A 19389-nucleotide genomic window follows, 5' to 3' on the forward strand; every position below is an offset into this window, starting at 1 on the left:
AGCCGGCGTTACTTCGACGGCGCGGGGGATGGCGACGGCGCCGGATTGAAATCGACCTTCGGCGCGGTCGAGATCTCCTTCTCGTTGTCGACCGTGAAGTTGGGCTTCTCCTTGTAGCCGAACATCATCGCGGTCAGATTGTTCGGGAATGTGCGGATGCCGACGTTATAGTCCTGCACCGACTTGATGTAGCGGTTGCGCGCCACCGTGATGCGGTTCTCGGTGCCCTCGAGCTGTGCCATCAGGTCGCGGAACAGGGCATCCGATTTCAGCTGCGGGTAGTTTTCAGTGACGACCAGGAGTCGCGACAGCGCGCTGGTCAGTTCACCCTGCGCCTGTGTGAACTTCTGGAATGCGGCGGGATCGTTGAGCACCTCGGGCGTCGCCTGGATGCTGCCGACCTTGGCGCGCGCGTTGGTGACGCCGAGCAGCACGTCTTTTTCCTGCTGCGCAAAGCCCTTCACCGAGTTGACCAGGTTCGGCACCAGGTCGGCGCGCCGCTGGTACTGGTTCACCACCTCTGACCAGCTCGACTTGACCTGCTCGTCATTGGTCTGGATCGCGTTGTAGCCGCAGTTGGTCAGGCTCAAGGTCGCCAGCGCTGCCAGCACGGTCCAAAGCTTGCGCATGAAAATGGTCCTCCCGGTGGATTCTGCATCACGGTAACAGATTTTCGCCTGATAATCCCGCGTGGCGGATTTCGCGGCCGCTTTTGCCGGCGATGGCCCTTGCCACTCCCTCCCCACGCCGTTCATCATGGCGGAAAAATTGATCGCGGGAGGATCCATGGCGTCTGAACCATTCGAGACGATCGTTGTCGAGCGGCCCGATCCCGCGATTGCGCGGATCGTGATGAACCGCCCCGAGGCGCGCAATGCCCAGAACCTGCAAATGACCTACGACCTCAACGCCGCCTTCGACCAGGCGGTGCAGGACGACGCGATCAAGGTCATCATCCTCGCCGGCAACGGTCCGCATTTCTCGGCCGGCCACGATCTGCGGCCCGGCGCCAAGAACCAGGCCGGCGTCGATTTCCCGCCAGTCGGAAATTGGGGCGGCTTCGCCCAGCCCAACGCCCACGGCCGCTTCGCGCGCGAGCAGGAGATCTATCTGCAGATTACACGGCGCTGGCGCAATCTGGCAAAGCCCACGATCGCGGAGGTGCACGGCAAGTGCATCGCCGGCGGGCTGATGCTGGCCTGGGCCTGTGACCTGATCGTCGCGAGCAATGATGCCGAGTTCTGCGATCCCGTGGTGACGATGGGCGTCTGCGGCGTCGAGTGGTTCGTGCATCCCTGGGAGCTCGGCGCGCGCAAGGCCAAGGAGATGCTGTTCACCGCAGACGTCTGGAGCGCCGACGAGGCGCATCGCCTCGGCATGGTCAATCATGTGGTGCCGCGCGGCGATCTCTCCTCCTTCACGCTGGCGCTGGCACGGCGCATCGCCGCCAAGCCCTCCTTTGCGCTGAAGCTGTCCAAGGAAGCAGTCAACCGCTCCGTCGACATCATGGGGCAGCCGGCCGCGATCGATCAGGCCTTTGCGCTGCATCAGCTCTGCCACGCCCATAATCTCCATGAATTCGGAATGGTGGTGGACCCCGCGGGTCTGCATCCCTCCGTCAAGAAAACCGCCAACGTGTAGAAAGCCAGATGGACCTCACCCTCAGCGACGAGCAGCGCCTGCTGCGCGACAGTGCCGACCGCTTCGTGGCGGAGACCTTCAACGCCGATCATCGCAAAAAGGCGGCGAGCGACCCGCTGGGCTATTCGCCTGCGATCTGGAAGCAGTTCGCCGAGCTCGGCTGGCTGGCGCTGCCGATCGCCGAAGCCCATGGCGGACTCGGCGGCGGCGCCATCGAGATCGGGCTGTTGATGGAAGCATTCGGCCGCGGACTGGTGTCCGAGCCGTTCCTCTCCACCGTCGTGATCGGCGCCGCGCTGGTCGCCGAATGCGGCACCGAGGCGCAGCAGCAGGCGATCCTGCCCAGGATTGCCGAGGGCGCGCTCACGCTGGCGTTTGCGCATTCGGAGCGCGCCGCGCGCTTCGACCTCGGCCACGTCGACACGACCGCGACCAAGACCGCCGACGGCTGGCGGCTGAACGGCAGCAAGATCGCGGTGCTCGACGGCGCCGCCGCCAGGCAGATCATCGTCTCCGCCCGCGTTACCAACGCCAACGGCGCATCCGGCAAGCTTGGCCTGTTCCTGGCGCCGAAAGGGACGCCAGGCATTACCACGCGCGACTATGCGCGGCTCGGTGGCGGGCGCGGCTGTAATCTCGACCTGAAGGATGTGCAATTGCCCGCCGACGCGCGGCTCGGCGACGGCCAGGATGCGCTTGCCGCGATCGAAATCGTGATCGACCGCGCGATGGCCGCGCTCGGTGCGGAAGCGGTCGGCATCATGCAAACGCTGCTCGACACCACGCTCGAATACACCAAGATTCGAAAGCAGTTCGGGCGGCCGCTATCGGCCAACCAGGTGATCCGCCACCGCCTCGCCGACGTCGCAATGCAGGTCGACGAGGCGCGCTCGATGGCCTTGCGCGCGGCGCTGATGGCCAATGCCGAACCCGTGGCTCGCGGACGCGCCGCCTCCGGCGCCAAGGCCAAGATCGGCAAATGCGCGCGCTTCGTCGCCGAACAGGCTGTGCAGCTGCACGGCGCGATGGGCGTCACCGAGGAGCTCGACATCGGCGCCTATTTCAAGCGCCTGCTCGCCTTCGACACGCTGTTCGGCGGCAGCGCCCATCATTATCGCCGCCACGCCGCGCTGAGCGGCCGCGTCCAAGCTTAGACGGAGAGCGCACCATGGATCTCACCTTCAGTGCCGAGGAACGCGCCTTCGAGCAGGAAGTCCGCGACTATATCACCGAGAGTTTGACGCCGGAGATGAAGCGCGCCACCGCGCTGACGCCGTCGGTGTTCTCCGACCCCGATATCGGCATGGCCTGGCAGCGCGCGCTGCACAAGAAGGGCTGGGGTGCGCCGGGTTGGCCGGTCGAGCATGGCGGGCCGGACTGGACGCCGGCACAGCGCTGGATCTTCGAGGCCGAATGCGCCCGCGCCGGCGTGCCCAACGTCAACGTGATGGGCGTGAAGATGGTCGGCCCCGTCATCATCGGCTTCGGCTCGCCGGAGCAGCAGAACTTTTACCTCCCGCGGATCCTCTCGGGTGAAGACTATTGGTGCCAGGGCTATTCCGAGCCGGGCTCGGGCTCCGACCTGTCGTCACTGAAGACCCGCGCGGTGCGCGACGGCGACGACTACGTCATCAACGGCACCAAGATCTGGACCACGCACGCCCATCACGCCAACCGCATGTTCGCGCTGGTGCGCACCAGCGACGGCGAACGCCAGCAGGACGGCATCAGCTTTATTCTCATCGACATGAAGACGCCTGGCATCACCACGCGCCCGATCCTGACCATCGGCGGCGATCACGAGGTCAACCAGGTGTTCTTCGACGACGTCCGCGTGCCCGTCGCCAATCGGGTCGGCGAGGAAGGCAAGGGCTGGACCTACGGCAAGTATCTGCTGGAGTTCGAGCGCGGCTCCGGCATCGCATCCGCCAAGCTGCGCGAGGCGCTGAAGACGATCACCGATCTAGCAGGCTCGGAGGTCACCGGCCGCGCCATCGAGGACCCCGACATCGCGATCCGGATGTCGGAAGTCGAGGTCGATATCGATGCGCTGGAGATGACCGAGCTGCGGGTGCTGTCGGCACTGCAGACCGGGCAGAATCCCGGCGCGGTGTCGTCGCTGATCAAGCTGCGGGTCAGCGAGATCCGCCAGGCCGTGACGCGGCTCGGCGTCGACGTGATCGGCCAGGACGGGCTTGCGGTCGAGCCGGCGCGGCCGTTCTACCGGCTCAACCACGAGCCGGCGATCCCGGAAGAACTGCTGCCGGTGGTGCCGGAATATCTCAACGGGCGGGCGTACACGATCTTCGGCGGATCGTCGGAAATCCAGCGCGACATCATCGCGAAGATGGTGCTGGGGTTGTAGCTTCTCTCTCCTCGTCATTCCGGGGCATCGCGAAGCGATGAGCCCGGGATCCATCAAGCCCATGTTCTGTGGCGCGATGGATCCCGGGCTCGCGCTGCGCGCCGCGGAATGACGTGGTGAGAGAGTGCGCGCGGCCTAAGCCGCCCCGAACTTCGCGTCCCTGATCGCCTGCCAGATCTTGACCGGCGTCAGCGGCGTGTTGAGCTGGGTGATCCCGACCTCGCTCAAGGCATCCATGACGCCGTTGGTGATGCAGGGCGGGCCGCCGATCGCGCCGGACTCGCCGCAGCCCTTGGCGCCTAGCGGATTGGTCTTGCAGGGCGCGGAGGGATCGAGCGTCACCGACAGCGGCGGAATGTCCGAGGCGCGTGGGATACAATAGTCCTGATAGCTCGCGGTCAGCAGCTGGCCTTCCTCGCTGTAGGCGACACCTTCGTACAGCGCCTGGCCGATGCCCTGGACGACGCCGCCATGCACCTGCCCCGTCACCAGCATCGGATTGACGGCGACGCCGACGTCGTCGACGGTGGTGTAACGCACCACCCGCGTCACGCCGGTCTCGGGATCGATCTCGACCTCGCAGATGTGGGTGCCGTTCGGCCAGCTCGGCCCGTCGACATTGCCCTCGCTCTCGACCGAGAGTTTTGCACTCTTCTCCTTGGCCGCGATCTCGAACAGGCTGATGCGTCTGTCGGTGCCGACCACGGTGAGGAAGCCGTCGCGATACTCGATATCCTCGGCGGAGGCTTCCAGCAGATTGGAAGCCTTGTCGCGCGCCTTGTTGATCATGTCGTTGGCGGAGACCGCAACCGCGGTGCCGCCGACGAACAGCGAGCGCGAGCCGACGCTGCCGAAGCCAGTGGCAAGATCGGTGTCGCCCTGGATGACGTCGATCTTGTCCAGGGCAATGCCGAGCGTATCCGATATCATCTGGGTGTAGGTGGTGGCGAGGCCCTGGCCCATCGCCATGGTGCCGGACCACAGGACCACGCGGCCCTCGGCAGTCGCGTGCAGCGAGACGTTCTCGGTGTGAGCGCGACCGCCGGTCCATTCGATGTAGCTGGTCAGGCCGCGGCCGTAGAGCAGGCCCTTCTTCTTCGCTGCCTTCTTGCGCGCGGCGAAGCCGTTCCAGTCGGCGAGATCCGAGGCGCGCTCCAGCATGTGCGCGAAGGCGCCGGAATCGTACACCTGCCCGACCGCGTTGGTGTAGGGCAGCTGCGCCGGCTTGATGTAGTTGACCTTGCGGATGGTGCGCGGGTCCATGCCGATCTGGCGCGCGGCGGCATCGAACAGCCGCTCGACGATGAACACCGCCTCCGGCCTGCCAGCGCCGCGATAGGCGCCGACCGGCGCGGTGTTGGTCATGACAGACTTCACCTCGAAATGCACCAGCGGCAGATCGTAGACGCCGGTCTGCACGAACGGGCCGAGCACCAGCGGGATGATGTTGGCGGTACCCGACGAGTAAGCGCCGGTGCCGCCGAGCGAGCGCACCCGGTAGGCCAGCACGCGGCCCTTGGCGTCGAGCGCGAACTCGCCGGTCGAGGTCAGGTCGCGACCGTGGGTGCCGCCGACGAATTCGTCGGTGCGGTCACCGCGCCAACGGACCTTCTCGTTCAGCTTGGTCGCGGCGTAAGCGACGATGCCGTCTTCCGGATAGAGGCTGGTCTTCTGGCCGAAGCCGCCGCCGATATCGCCGACCAGCACGCGCACGCTGTCCTTTGGCCGCTTCAGGATCGATTCCGCCAGCAGATCGCGGGTCGAACCCGGGGTCTGCGACTGCACGTGGAGAATCAGCCGGCCGGTCTTCTTCTCAATCTCGGCAATGGTCGAGCGCGGCTCCATCGCCGACGGCACCAGGCGCTGGCTCACCAGGTCGAGCGAAACCTTGTGCGCGGCACTGGCGAAGGCTTCCTCGACCTTGGCGGCGTCGCCGTAGCTCATCGCGGCCACGACGTTGTCGGGCGCCTCCGGCCAGACCGCGGGTGCACCTGGCTTGATCGCCTCGAGCGGATCGACCACCGAAGGCAGCACATCGTAGTCGATCCCGATCGCTTCCGCCGCGGTCTGCGCCAGCACGCGCGAGGTCGCGACAACGGCCGCGACACCCTCGCCGGCGTAACGCACCACCTCATGCGCCAGCAGGCGCCGCGGCGGCACGGTCATCGGCGAGCCGTCGGGCCGCTTGAAGATCGCAAGCGTCGGCAGCGTGCCGATATCGTCTTTCACGAGGTCGGCACCGGTATAGACCGCCTTGACGCCGGGCATCTCGAGCGCCGCCTTGGCGTCGATCGACCTGATGTTGGCGTGGGCATGCGGCGAGCGCAGCACGTATAGCCATAGCGCGCCGTCCTGCGGCTTGTCGTCGATGAAATGCCCCTTCCCGGTGAGCAGCCGCTGGTCTTCCAGACGCTTGACCGGCTGGCCCGCACCGAAACGCATATTGCCGGGAAGAATGTTCATCAGAGGGTCCTTGATCTCGGAAATTTTGGCGGGTTTTAACGGATTTTCGGCTCTGCACAACTGTTGTCATTCCCCGATGCGCAATTGCGCATCTGAGGGCGCGCCTCTTGGCGCGAGCCCGGAATCCATACTCCCGATGGTGGTTATGGATTCCGGGCTCGATGCTAACGCATCGCCCCGGAATGGCGACGTGGCGGGAGCGCAAACAACGCGCAAGCCGGTTTCAGGCCAGATCGCGCAACGCGGCCTCGACCACCTTGCGCTGCTCGGCCGTCAGCGGCGCCTGCGGCGGCACGGGGTCGCCGACATCGTAGCCCTGGCTGGCAAGCCCGGCCTTGATGCAGGCGGCGAGGTTGAAGCGGGCGAACGCCTCGTTGATGCGCCAGAGCTTATGCTGCAAGACCATCGCCTCGTCCCAGCGGGCGCGGCGGCAGAGATTGTAGAGCTCGACGCTCTGCCGCGGGATGATGCATGCCGGCCCAGCCATCCAGCCGTGACCGCCGATCAGCATCACCGCGGCCGGAATATGGGCGGAGGCCGAGAACACTTTCAGGCTGTCGCCGCAGCGGTTCATGATCGACAGCAGCCGGCCGGTGTTGGTCGAGGCATCCTTGATGTAGCCGATCCGCGGATGCTCGGCGAGCCGCGCGATGACGTCGAGCGTCAGGTCGGAGCGCTGGAAATTCGGGTTGGTGTAGATCACGACCGGAATGTCGACGGCGTCGGCGATGGCGCAGAAATAGGATTCCACCTGGGCGTCACTGAGCGGAAAATACGCCTCCAGGATCGCGAGAATGCCGGCGGCGCCCCGCTTCTGACAGGCCTTGGCCTGCGCCACCGCATCCGCCGTCGAGGTCGAGGCGACGCCGGCCACGACGGGCACGCGGCCCTGCGCGGCCTCGATCGTGGTCGCCACCACCTGCATCCGCTGCGCGTTGTTGAGATAGGCGAATTCGCCGGTCGAGCCGAGCGGCGTCAGCCCATGCACGCCGGCCTTGATCAGATCATCGCAGAGCCGGCCCAGCACCTCGGTGCGGACATGGCCGGCGGGATCGACCGGGGACACCAGATACGGAAAGACGCCGTGGAAATCAGCCATTTGCGAGCCTCGCTGACGGCGAGACATAATCGGGATCGTGCGCAAAGGGAAGCGGCTCGCCGCTGCGCAGGGCGCCGAGCACCGCTGCAAAGTCGGTTACCGCGCGGAAACCGAGCAGCCGCTCGGCCTTGCCGGTGTCGTAGATCCGGCCGATCGAACGCGGCAGTTGCCAGTCGCGTTGCGCGAACAGCGCCGGCGCATCGGGAAAATGACGCGCGATCACGCCCGGCGCATCGGTCTTCAGGGCGGCAACGTCGCTGCGCGCGAAGGGCGTCGGCGCGCTGATCACGAAGACCTCGAAGCCGCGGATCTTCTCCAGCGCCACGACATGGGCGTCGGCGGCGTCCTCGACCGTCAGGCGGCGGTACAACAGCTCGGTCGCCTTCAGATTCTCGCCGTGAATGTCAACGATCGTGTCGTCGTCTTCAGGAAAGAACCGGCTGGTACGCAGCACCGCGCAGTTCAGCCCATGCTCGCGGCTGTACAGCCGGCACAGGTTTTCGGCGGCGAGTTTCGTCACGCCGTAGATGTTGCGCGGCTCGAGCGGCGCTGTCGTCTCGTCGAGCCACACCGCCGCATGGCCTTCCTCGTCGCGGATCGCCTGCGAGATCATCAGCGAGGTCGTCGAGGTGAAGACGAAACGTTCATGCCCGGCGGCAATTGCGGCCTGCAGCAGGTTGAGCGTGCCTGACACGTTGACGTCGACAAAGGCCTGCGGCGCGAACCGCGCGATATCAGGCTTGTGCAGCGCGCCGCCATGGATCACGGCCTCGATGCCGTGATCACCGAACAGGCGATCGACCACCGATCGGTCGACCACCGAGCCGACCACATCCGTCGCCTCGCCAGGGACGACGTCGAGGCCGGTCACGTGATGGCCGGCCAGCCGAAGCCGCGGCGCAAGGAAACGGCCGAGCCAGCCGGACGAGCCGGTCAACAATACACGCATGGATTCCGCCCGGCCCCGCGCCTCAGAACACCTTGGCGATCGCGGCCTGCGCGTCGCCCTGGATCTGCTTCAGATGATCCGGCCCGCGGAAGCTCTCGGCATAGATCTTGTAGACGTCCTCGGTGCCGGAGGGACGCGCGGCGAACCAGCCGGCCTCGCTCTCGACCTTGATACCGCCGAACGGCTGATCATTGCCCGGCGCCTTGGTCCGGACCGCGCGCACGGGATCGCCGGCGAGCTGCGTCATGTTGAGCTGCTCGGGCCCCAGCGCCTTCAGTGCGTTCTTCTGCTTCGGCGTCGCCGCGACGTCGATGCGCTCGTAATAGGGCACGCCGAGCTCGGCGGTCAGCTCGTTGAACAATTCGCTGGGATCGCGGCCGGTCCTGGCGATGATCTCCGCCGCCAGGAGGCCGAGGATGATGCCGTCCTTGTCCGTGGTCCAGGCCGTACCGTCGCGCTTCAGGAACGATGCGCCCGCACTCTCCTCACCGGCAAAGCCGAAGCCGCCGCTGCCGAGCCCTTCGACGAACCATTTGAAGCCGACCGGCGTTTCGACCAGTCTGCGGCCCAGCTTCTTCGCGACGCGATCGATGATCGAGCTCGACACGATGGTCTTGCCGATCGCTGCGCTCCCGCTCCATTGCGGCCGGTGCGCGAACAGATAGGCGATCGCGGTCGCGAGGAAGTGGTTCGGGTTCATCAGCCCGTTCGAGCGCGTCACGATGCCGTGGCGATCGGCGTCGGTGTCGTTGGCAAAAGCGACGTCGAAGCGGTCGCGCATCCCGATCAGGCTCGCCATCGCATAAGGCGACGAGCAATCCATCCGGATCTTGCCGTCCCAATCCGCGGTCATGAAGCGGAAGGTCGGATCGACGGCGTTGTTGACGATGGTGCCATTGATGCCGTAGCGCGCGATGATCGGCTGCCAGTAATGCACCGCCGCGCCGCCGAGCGGATCGATGCCGATCCTGACGCCGGCGGATTTGATCAATGCGAGATCGACGGTGTTGCCGAGATCGGCGACATAGGGCGTGATGTAGTCGTGCAGATGTGTGGTCGCAGCCTTGCGCGCCCGATCATACGGGATCCGTGCGACACCCTTGAGGCCGGCCTCGATATAGCGGTTGGCGTTCTTCTCGACCACGGCGGTGACGTCGGTGTCGGCCGGGCCGCCATGCGGCGGATTGTATTTGTAGCCGCCGTCCTCCGGCGGATTGTGTGACGGCGTGATGACGACGCCATCGGCAAGCCCGCTGCTGCGTCCCTTGTTGTAACTCAGGATCGCGTGCGAGATGACAGGCGTCGGGGTGTAGCCGCCCTGCGTGTCGATCATGATCTCGACGCCGTTGGCCGCGAACACCTCGACCGCGCTGGCCAGCGCCGGCTCGGCCAACGCATGGGTATCGATGCCGATGAACAAGGGCCCGGTCAGGCCCTTCTCGCGCCGGTAATCGCAGATCGCCTGCGTGGTGGCGAGAATGTGGTCTTCGTTGAAGGAATTCCTCAGCGAGGAGCCGCGATGGCCCGAGGTGCCGAAGGCAACCCGCTGGGTGGGATCGCTGGGGTCGGGCTTGCCGGCAAAATAGGCCGTGACCAGCCGCGGCACATTGGCGAGCGCTGAGGGATCGATGGGTTTGCCGGCGGCAGGATTTGGTGCAGTCACGTGACCTCTCAGATCTGGCATCGCCGACCATCAGCACAACGGGTGATGTCGTGGCGTGCTACCATGGCGGCTTACGTTCAATCAAGCCGAGGGCATTTCGTTCCGTGTGGTCGGCGGCAATCTGCTATTCGACGTCGATCTGCTGCACCTTCTCGCGCAGCTCGTCGACCAGCACACGCTTGTTCTCGCTATAGTCGATCGGCACCACGACGAGGTGCACGCCGCCGCCGGAGAAGGCCCGCTCCAGGGTCGGCACGATCGCCTCCGTGCTCTCGATCCGCGAACCCTTGGCGCCATAGCTTTCGGCATATTTGACGAAATCCGGATTGCCGAAGGTCAGGCCGAAATCCGGGAAGTTGTCGACCGCCTGCTTCCAGCGGATCATGCCGTAGGCGGAGTCCTCGAGGATCAGAACCACCAGATTGAGCTTGAGACGAACCGCGGTCTCCATCTCCTGCGAGTTCATCATGAAGCCGCCGTCGCCGCAGACCGCCAGCACGCGGTTCTTCGGATAGAGCATCGCCGCCATCATCGCCGATGGCAGGCCGGCGCCCATGGTGGCGAGCGCGTTGTCGAGCAGCAGCGAGTTCGCGAGCAGCGTGCGGTAGTTGCGCGCAAACCAGATCTTGTACATGCCATTGTCGAGCGCGACGATGCCGTCCTCAGGGATCACCTGCCGCACATCGTGCACGATGCGCTGCGGCGTCGGCGGCCAGCGGCCCTCGGTGGCGCGGTCGGTGATCTTCGCCAGAATGCTCTCGCGCAGGCTGAGCAGCGCGCTGGCATGCGGCAGCTTGCCCGCGACCCGGTCGGCCAGCAATTCGAGGCTCGGCCCGACGTCGCCGATCACCTCGCATTGCGGGAAATAGACCTGCTCGACATTGGCCGGCATGTAGCTGACATGGATCACCTGCGGTCCCTTCGGGCCCATGATGAAGGGCGGCTTCTCGATCGTGTCGTGACCGATGGCGATGATCAGGTCGGCGCGGTCGATCGCCTCATGCACATAGTCGCGTTCGCTCAGCGCGGCGGTCCCCATATACTGGTTGGTGCCGCCCGACACCGTGCCCTTGCCCATCTGGGTGGTGAAGAACGGAATTTTCGTCCGCCGCACGAAGTCGCCGATCCCGGCGGTCGAGCGCGGACGCGAGGCCGCAGCACCAAGCATGATCAGCGGACGCTGCGCTTTCAGGATCATGTCGGCGGCGCGGTCGAGGGCTGCGGCATGCGCGATCGGAATTTCGATCGGATGCGGATGCACCAGCTCGACCGGTGCGGTCTCATCGCCGGCGATGTCTTCCGGCAGTTCGAGCAGCACCGGCCCCGGCCGTTCCTGGGTCGCGATCCGGAAGGCATCACGGACCAGCGTCGGAATGGTCGCGCCGCTGACGATCTGCAGCGACAGCTTGGTGAGCGGCCGGAAGGTGTTGACGATGTCGACGATCTGGAACTTGGCCTGTCGGCTGCTCAGGATGCCCTTCTGTCCGGTCAGCATCACCATCGGCATCGCGCCGAGCAGCGCGTAGGCCGCGCCAGTGGTCAAATTGAGCGCGCCGGGGCCGAGCGTCGTGATGCAGACGCCGGGCTTTCCGGTTAACCGGCCATAGGTCGCCGCCATGAACGCCGCGGCCTGTTCGTGGCGCGTCACGATCAGCTTGATCGAGGACTTGCGCAGGCTCTCGACGACATCGAGATTCTCCTCGCCGGGGACGCCGAACACCCGCTCCACGCCCTCATTTTCGAGGGCCGCGACCAGCAAATCGGAACCTTTGACCATGTCAGCCTCACTTCGTTGATTGCATGCCGCGCACCGAGCATAACCGCATCGCGCGCCGCCGGAAACTCCCTCGCGAGCTCACGGCTTGTGCGCCCTGATCCAGGCGCCGGCGGCAGGCAGCACGCGCGCGGCGAGATCAGCCGAGATCGCGATCGCCTGCACGGATCGCGCCACCATCACCCGCCCGCCGCTGGTCGACTGCGACGGGGCAAACGCAGCCAGTTCCGCTGCGTGGGACTGATCGGTAAAGTTGGTCATGAAGTTCGGCACGAACTGGTCACGGAAGTTTGGTCCCTGCCTGGCCAGCAACGTATCGAAATTGGCCTGGACGAAATCCCAGGCGAGCTGCGGCTGCTCGCCCGCGCCCGCAACCGCGTTGATCATCCCCGTCACGATCGTGTCGGGCAGTTCGCCGGTCAGCGTCAATGCCAGCGTCGCGCGCGCCAGCTCGGCATCGCGGGCGCTGGCTGCGGCGAAATAGTAGCGGAGCCGCTCATTGGTCGCCGTGCTCTTGCGGGCAAGCGTCAACAGCCGGTCATAGGTGGCCCGATCGGCGGTGACGCCGACGACATGGGTAACCGCATCGCGCAGCGTGGTCGGAAGCGAATTCGGATCATCGAGGAACGCCGCGAAGCGCCGCTTCGCTTCCGCCACGATAGCCGCGTCGCCGAGGTCACCCAGCGTCGAGATCAGGCTCGCCCGCAGCAGCGCGGTGTCATCGTCGCCCGAGCCGCCGCCGTCCCATCCGATCCGATCGAATACCGGGCGCAGCTTCGCCCTGGCATAGGCCTGGATCACCGGCCGCTCGGCGCGGTCGCGCGACAGGCGATTCAAAGCTGCAAAGGTCGAGATCACCTGGTCCCACACCGCGCGATGATCGCCGGCATCGAGCGCATCGAGCAGTGCGAGATAGGACGGCGCCTCGGCACGGCCGGCCTGCACCAGCGCCCAGCTGTCCGTGACGACATTGAGCCGGTCGGCGACCTGCATTTGCGGGAAGGCGTTCAGCAATGCCGCGCGGTTCTTCGGGCCGTATTCGACCCTGTAATAGCCGACATCGCCGAGATTGACCTTGATCGCGTCGCCGCAAGCACCGGCCGGGATATCGGCGCTCCCCTTCAGCAAGATCTCATCGAACGGCTTGCCGTGGGCCGGTCCGACCGCGACCGGGATTTGCCAGCTGTGCGCCGGCAGCGGCGGATCGTTGGCCGGCGCGATCACGAATCGGTCCTGCTGCAGCATCAGGCGCTGTGCTGTGCCATCGCAGGCCGTCTCAGCCAAAACCAGCGGCACGCCGTCCTGCTCGGTGAAGGAGGCGGCAATGCCGGTGATCGTCTTGCCGCCGGAGGCCTCGAGCGCCTGCCAGAGATCGGCCGTGGTGGAATTGCTGTAGGCATGCGCGGCCATGTATTTGCGGATGCCGTCGCGGAACGCCTGCTCGCCGAGATAGGTCTCGAGCATCCGGATCAGCGCCTGGCCCTTGTTGTAGGTGATGGCGTCGAACGCCGTGACCGCTTCGCTGTGGTCGGCGATCGGCTGCTGCACCGGATGTGAGGTACGGCGCGCATCGAGCGCCATGGCGAACTGCTTGGCGCCATAGCCGTTCAGCCAGTTCTGCCATTGCGGATAGAATTGCTCGGAGGCCTTGGTCGCCATCCAACTGGCAAAGCCCTCGTTGAGCCAGAGATTGTCCCACCACGCCATGGTGACGAGGTCGCCGAACCACATATGCGCCATCTCGTGCGCGATAATGGCGAAGATGCCGCGCCGCGCGGTCTCGGCATTGGCCGCGGGATCGAACAGCAGCCGGCTTTCGAAGAAGGTGATGCCGCCCCAGTTCTCCATCGCGCCACCGAACCCGCCGGGAACCGCGATCAGGTCGAGCTTCGGCAACGGATATTTCACGCCGAAATAATCGTTGTAGTAGGCGAGCAGCTTCACCGCGCTGTCGAGCGCAAAACGGCCCTGCCCGCTCTTGCCCACCGTCGTCACCACGCCGACCGTGACGCCGCCGGCATCCGCCGTGACGCGCTCGAGTTCGCCGACTGCGAGCACGAACAGATAGCTCGACATTTTCGGCGTTGGCGCGAACGCAACCTTCTTGAGATCGCCGGCGACCGGCGCCTCGCTCGCGACAGGCATGTTGCCGACCGCCAGCAGATTGCGCGGGATCACGACGGTCAATGCAAAACTCGCCTTGAACGACGGTTCGTCCCAGCATGGAAAAATCCGCCTTGCATCGGCGGGCTCCAGCTTGCTGGAGATCAGCCGCTTGATGCCGCTCGGGGTCGGATAATCGACCGAGAACAAGCCGGTGCCGAACTTGTTAATCTGCGCCGTGAACGCAATGCGGAGCTTGTGCGGCCCAACCGCAAGCGGCTTGGCGAAGGTCAGCGTCGCGGTCTGCGCAGCGGCGTCGGTCGCGACCTCCGCGCGCTGTGCGCCGTCGTCGATCGTGACTTTGCCGAAGGTCGTGTTGATCGCGTTCAGCGTCAGCCGCGCGGTGGCTTCGCGCACCTCGATGTCGACGGTCTCGACGCCAGGGAGAGCGAGGCCGGCGAGATCGGGCGTCAGCTCGATCGCATAGCTCAACGGGACGACCGTCTTCGGCAATTTTCCGGGCGTGTCGTCGAACGAAAATGTCTGCTCGGCCTGCGCACCCGCGGCCATCGTCAGCAGCAAGCCGATTGCCGTGGCAAGACGACGCAGCAGCGCGGTTCGGACATAGGTTGCAGGCTGGTTCATCGCGCAGCTCACCGGGATCTCGGGATTTTCGGATGTCATTGCGGAAGGAGGTAGCAGGCAATCTAGTAGAGAACATGTCGCCACAAAACTGACAACTCCGCGACATCTGACATCACGACGGTTCGCGTCGATTGGTGTGCCGCTTGCTACGGCGCCTCGGGCACTCGGCCCTTGTTGCTCAACGGCGGGATGGAAGGTTAACCTGTGGGTGGCATTCCAGCCGCAATGTCCGGCGACGGGAGACTACAATGTTCGGAAAGTTCTCGCGCCGGCAATTTGCGGGCCTTGCGGGCCTCTCGGCACTCGGCCTGTCGGCTCCCGCCGAGGCCGCGAACCGCGCTCCGCGGCCGGACGGCGCGAACTTCCCCGCAGGCTTCGTTTGGGGCACCGCGACCTCGTCCTACCAGGTCGAGGGTGCGGTCAATGAGGACGGCCGCGGCCCGTCGATCTGGGATACATTCACCCATACATCGGGCAAGATCGAGGACGGCTCGACCGGCGACCGCGCCAACGAGCACTATCACCGCTACAAGGAGGACGTCCGCCTCATCAAGGATCTCGGCGCCCGGGCCTATCGTTTCTCGATCGCCTGGCCGCGGGTGTTTCCCGACGGCACCGGCACGCCGAATCCGAAGGGCCTCGACTTCTACAACCGCCTGGTCGACGAACTGCTCGCGAACGGCATCGAGCCCTATGCCACGCTGTATCACTGGGACCTGCCGCAGGCGTTGCAGGACCGCGTCGGCGGCTGGCGCTCGCGCGATACCTCGAAGGCATTCGGCGACTACGCCGGCTATGTGGCGCAGCGGTTGACCGACCGGGTCAAGAACATCTTCACCCTCAACGAGGTCGGGCGTTTCCTCCCCTTCGGCTATGCGCTCGGCGTCGACGCGCCGGGGCTGACGCTGCCGCCGGCCGAGGTGAACCAGGCGCGCCACCACGTCGCGCTGGCGCATGGGCTCGCGGTGCAGGCGATCCGCGCCAAGGGCCGCCCCGGCACGCGGGTCGGCCCTGCCGAGAACATCACCGCCTGCGTGCCCGCGATCAACACGCCGGAGCACATCCGTGCCACCGAGATCGCGACGCGCGAGCTCAATGCGGGTTTCCTCGGCGTCCTCCTCGAAGGCAAGTACACCGAGGCCTTCCTGCAATATGCCGGCGCGGACGCGCCCAAATTCACCGCCGAGGAATTGAAGATCATCGCGCAGCCCAACGATTTCGTCGGGCTCAACATCTACGCGCCGCATTGCTATGTCCTCGCCACCGACCGAGCCCCCGGCTGGAAGCCGCTGCCGATGCCCGCGTCGTTCCCGCATATGAATTCGGATTGGCTGCGGATCGCGCCGGAGACGATCTACTGGGCGCCGCGGATCGCCGCCAAGCTCTGGAACATCAAGAGCATCTATATCAGCGAGAACGGCACGTCAGGCGAGGACAAGGTGGAGCCGGACGGGCAGATCTACGACCTCGACCGCATCATGTTCCTGCGCAACTACCTCGCCCAATTGCAGCGCGCGACCGCCGACGGCGTCCCGGTCCACGGCTATTTCCTGTGGAGCCTGATGGACAATTTCGAATGGATCTACGGCTACGCGAAGCGCTTCGGCCTGTACCGGGTGGATTTCAAAACCCAGGCGCGGGTGCCGAAACTGAGCGCGGCATTCTATCGCGACGTGATCGCGCGCAACGCGATAGGGGTGTGATCTATCCGGCCTGCGGCCGCGCGCCCGACCATGCGCGCCGAAGCAGGTCGTTGATACCGCGCTCCTCGATCGGCCGCGGATTCCAGTAGGGGTTTTTGGTGGCGAGTGCGGCCGCCTTTGCGATGCCGTTCTCGGGCATGCCGATCCCGGCGAGTGAGCGCGGCGCGCCGAGCTTTTCCGACAGATCGAACAGGCCATCGGCCGCGTCAGCGGTCCCAAGCGCCCGTGCGGCGCGGGCGATCGCATCGCGAGCGGCCGGCGTGTTGTAGGCGATGGTGTGCGGCAGCAGCACCGCATGGGTTTCGGCATGCGGCAGGTCGAAGAGCGCGCCGACGGTGTGGCAGAGCTTGTGATGCAACGCCATGCCGACGGTGCCGAGGCAGACCGCGCACAGCCAGGCGCCATAGAGTGCGTCAGAGCGCGCCTCGAGATCTCGCGGCCGTGCGACCACGTTCGGCAGCGACGACGCGAGCTTCGCAATCGCCTCTTCCGCCATCAGCGCGGTGATCGGATTGCCGTCCCGGGCATACAGCGCCTCGGCCGCATGGGCGATCGCGTTGAGGCCGGAGATCGCGGAGAATTTTGCCGGCATCGAGAGGGTCAGATTGACGTCGTAGATCACGGCCTCGGGCAGGATCTTTGGCGACGACTGCGTGGTCTTGACGCCATCGACGGTCTCGCCGAGCACCGGCGTCATTTCGGAGCCGGCATAGCTGGTTGGCACGATCAGCTGCGGCAGGTCGGTGCGCAGTGCGATCGCCTTGCTGAGGCCGGTCGCCGCGCCTGCGCCGACCGCGACCACGCCGTCGGGCTTCAGCTGGCGGACCAGTTCCATCGCGCGCTCGGTCACCGTGACCGGCGTGTGCACGACCGCGCCGTCGAACACGCCGGCGATGCGGCCGCCGGTCAATGCGGCGAGTTCGCCGAGCTCGGCCTGCTGCCGCCGGCTCGCCAGCACCAAAGCGCGCCTGATGCCGAGCCGCTCGAGTTCATCGGCCAATTGCACGAGCGTGCCGACCCCGAACACGATGCGCATCGGGCTGACCTGATAGGTGAACGGCTGTGGCATGATGATTTCCAAAAACGTTGGTCAGCCGCGGCGCCAGTCGCGCGGCGTGCAGCCGAAGCGATGCCGGAAGCGCCGGGTGAAGTGCGACAGATCGGAGAAGCCCCAGTCGAACGCGACGTCGCCGATCGCGCGCCCGGCCATCGCCGGATCCTTCAGGTCGCGCGCGGCGCCATCGAGGCGGCGGTCCATCAGATAGCTGGCGAATGTGGTGCCGGCGCGCTCGAACAATTTGTGGACATAGCGCTCGCTGATGCCGATCCCGGACGCGATGGCGGCGACGCCGAGCCCGGGCTCGCGCAGCCTGCGGTCGACAGCACGGCGCAGCGCCAGCCACGTCGCATCCGCAAGGCCCGCGCTCTCGGCAACCCCTGCGCGACCGCTCCGCGACAGGCTGAGCGCGACCAGATCGAGCAGCACGCCGAACAGCCGGGCGTTGTCGGCATCAGACGCGCGAAGCGCTGATGTATTTAGCACTTGCGCGGTCTCGGCGATGAGATGGCCGACAAAGGGATCATCGGAGACCCGCGCCGGCGCAACCTCGGGCGCCGACGGCAGCCGCTCGTCGAGCGCCTCCGCCGGCACCCAGAACGAGGCGACCTGCAGCGCGGGGCCGCGGTCGTGCAGCAGCGAGAAGCGCTGCCCGCTGTCGAAGATTCCGACCTGTCCCGGCGACAGGCTGATCTCGCGTCCGGCCTGCTGGATCCGGCAGCGGCCCGCCAGCTTGAGGTTGAGGTAGTAGCAGCGACGGCTGGACGCGGCGATGTCGGCCGACGAGCGCCGCACGACGTGCTCCGGGAAGCTGACCCGGTTGACCGCGCCGTCGCCGAGCCCGACGGTCTCGACGCGGGCGAGGAATCCGGGCGTCGCCGGCGGCTCCGGTGTCAGGTTCATGAAGGCCTGGCAGATCGCCTCGCGATAATAGGCGAACTGCTCGCCCGGTCTGGTATCCGCGGTATTCCAGCTCAGCCTGCGCGAGCGATCCGCGGCGGCGATTTGCTGCATCAGTTCACTCCGAGCCCAATCCGGTTCGGTTACAGCCAAGCGCGTTCCGCGGGCCCAGGTCAATATCCATCAGGAAGCGTTTGAGACCTGGGCGTATCCCGGGCCGTCCCGAACATCGCAATCGATCCAACCAGACAGGGAGGTACAACATGTCGACCTATGTTCTCGTCCATGGCGCCTGGCATACCGGCGCCGAGTTTGAACCGGTTGCGGCCGCGATCCGCAAGGCCGGCCATGTCGTCCATACCCCGACCATCAAGGGCAATCGCCCCGACGACCGGAAGGATTCCGGCCTTGCCGAGGCGATCCAGTCGATCGTGGATTATCTCGCCGAGCACAATCTGAACGACATCGTGCTGGTCGGCCACAGCTATGGCGGCATGGTGATCACCGGCGTCGCCGACGCCGCCGCGAGCCGGATCCGCCGGCTGGTGTACTGGAATGCCTTCGTGCCCAACAATGGCGAAAGCCTCAACGACATGGTGCCACCGCACTATGTCGGCCTGTTCGACGCCATCTATACCGAACGCGGCGACGGCTCGGTGGTGCTGCCGTTCCCGGTCTGGCGCGAGGCCTTCATCAACGACGCTGATCTCGAGACGGCGCAGCGGGCCTATGACAAGCTCAACCCGCATCCGCTCAAGACCTTCCAGGACAAGATCGCGCTGCGAACCAACCCGGCCGAGATGCCGATCGCAAAGTCGTACGTCAACTGCACCGAGGACACCGCGATGCCGCACGGCCTGCCCTGGCATCCGCGGCTGTCGGAGAAGCTCGGGCTGTTCCGGCTGGTCCAGTTGCCGGGCAGCCACGAACTGTGCTTCTCCAATCCCGAGCGACTGGCGCAAGCCTTCCTCGACGCCGGCCGGGATTAGTCGTTTTGCGCATGATCTCCTCGGAAAACCGCTTCACA

At 65.9% G+C, this 19389-nt stretch carries 14 protein-coding genes; 5 read left to right on the plus strand and 9 right to left on the minus strand.

Annotated elements, in window-relative coordinates:
- Positions 1–8: 8 nt before the first annotated feature.
- Positions 9–629 carry a LemA family protein gene (locus BRSPCE3_RS25815; protein ID WP_244069108.1) on the minus strand — a complete coding sequence of 207 codons (621 nt, stop codon included), beginning with the start codon at positions 627–629 and terminating at the stop codon, positions 9–11.
- A 157-nt stretch (positions 630–786) separates the two neighbouring features.
- Between BRSPCE3_RS25815 and BRSPCE3_RS25820 the strand changes: the two genes are divergently transcribed.
- Genes BRSPCE3_RS25820 through BRSPCE3_RS25830 form a run of 3 tightly spaced genes read left to right on the plus strand, consistent with a single transcriptional unit; the run spans position 787 to position 4006 of the window.
- A complete protein-coding gene (locus tag BRSPCE3_RS25820; RefSeq protein WP_244069109.1) occupies positions 787–1641 on the plus strand; it encodes an enoyl-CoA hydratase in 855 nt (284 codons plus the stop codon).
- A gap of 8 nt (positions 1642–1649) precedes the next feature.
- Positions 1650–2795: an acyl-CoA dehydrogenase family protein gene (locus BRSPCE3_RS25825; protein WP_244069110.1), complete on the plus strand. Its 1146-nt coding sequence runs from the start codon at positions 1650–1652 to the stop codon at positions 2793–2795.
- A gap of 14 nt (positions 2796–2809) precedes the next feature.
- Entirely contained in the window at positions 2810–4006 is a 1197-nt protein-coding gene (locus BRSPCE3_RS25830; protein ID WP_244069111.1) for an acyl-CoA dehydrogenase family protein, read from the plus strand.
- Between the two features lie 135 nt (positions 4007–4141).
- Here the strand turns inward: BRSPCE3_RS25830 and BRSPCE3_RS25835 are convergent, their stop codons facing one another.
- The 6 genes from BRSPCE3_RS25835 to BRSPCE3_RS25860 form a co-directional block, all read right to left on the minus strand.
- The gene (locus BRSPCE3_RS25835; RefSeq protein ID WP_244069112.1) at positions 4142–6469 is read right to left on the minus strand and encodes a xanthine dehydrogenase family protein molybdopterin-binding subunit; all 2328 of its coding nucleotides are present in this window, start codon (positions 6467–6469) and stop codon (positions 4142–4144) included.
- 223 nt (positions 6470–6692) lie between these two features.
- Positions 6693–7568, minus strand: a complete 876-nt coding sequence (locus BRSPCE3_RS25840; protein WP_244069113.1) for a dihydrodipicolinate synthase family protein — start codon at positions 7566–7568, stop codon at positions 6693–6695.
- On the minus strand, positions 7561–8517 hold the full coding sequence (locus BRSPCE3_RS25845; RefSeq protein WP_244069114.1) for an NAD(P)-dependent oxidoreductase: 957 nt from the start codon (positions 8515–8517) through the stop codon (positions 7561–7563). The genes BRSPCE3_RS25840 and BRSPCE3_RS25845 overlap by 8 nt, the downstream gene beginning before the upstream one ends.
- 22 nt (positions 8518–8539) lie before the next feature.
- Positions 8540–10180: a phosphoglucomutase (alpha-D-glucose-1,6-bisphosphate-dependent) gene (gene pgm / locus BRSPCE3_RS25850; RefSeq protein WP_244069115.1), complete on the minus strand. Its 1641-nt coding sequence runs from the start codon at positions 10178–10180 to the stop codon at positions 8540–8542.
- Between the two features lie 124 nt (positions 10181–10304).
- Positions 10305–11957, minus strand: a complete 1653-nt coding sequence (locus BRSPCE3_RS25855) for an acetolactate synthase large subunit (protein WP_244069116.1) — start codon at positions 11955–11957, stop codon at positions 10305–10307.
- 78 nt (positions 11958–12035) lie between these two features.
- Complete coding sequence (locus tag BRSPCE3_RS25860; protein WP_244069117.1) at positions 12036–14702, minus strand: M1 family metallopeptidase; 2667 nt, start codon at positions 14700–14702, stop codon at positions 12036–12038.
- Between the two features lie 248 nt (positions 14703–14950).
- Between BRSPCE3_RS25860 and BRSPCE3_RS25865 the strand changes: the two genes are divergently transcribed.
- Positions 14951–16405, plus strand: a complete 1455-nt coding sequence (locus BRSPCE3_RS25865; protein ID WP_244069118.1) for a GH1 family beta-glucosidase — start codon at positions 14951–14953, stop codon at positions 16403–16405.
- Between the two features lies 1 nt (position 16406).
- Here BRSPCE3_RS25865 and BRSPCE3_RS25870 read toward each other — a convergent pair whose 3' ends face one another.
- Positions 16407–17474 carry a maleylacetate reductase gene (locus BRSPCE3_RS25870; RefSeq protein ID WP_244069119.1) on the minus strand — a complete coding sequence of 356 codons (1068 nt, stop codon included), beginning with the start codon at positions 17472–17474 and terminating at the stop codon, positions 16407–16409.
- 21 nt (positions 17475–17495) lie between these two features.
- Entirely contained in the window at positions 17496–18476 is a 981-nt protein-coding gene (locus BRSPCE3_RS25875) for a helix-turn-helix domain-containing protein (RefSeq protein ID WP_244069120.1), read from the minus strand.
- Positions 18477–18625: 149 nt separating this feature from the next.
- Between BRSPCE3_RS25875 and BRSPCE3_RS25880 the strand changes: the two genes are divergently transcribed.
- A complete protein-coding gene (locus BRSPCE3_RS25880; protein ID WP_244069121.1) occupies positions 18626–19351 on the plus strand; it encodes an alpha/beta hydrolase in 726 nt (241 codons plus the stop codon).
- The last annotated feature ends 38 nt before the right edge of the window (positions 19352–19389 follow it).

Origin of the sequence: Bradyrhizobium sp. Ce-3 (assembly GCF_022835695.1) — a bacterium.
In the GTDB taxonomy this organism is placed as follows: domain Bacteria; phylum Pseudomonadota; class Alphaproteobacteria; order Rhizobiales; family Xanthobacteraceae; genus Bradyrhizobium.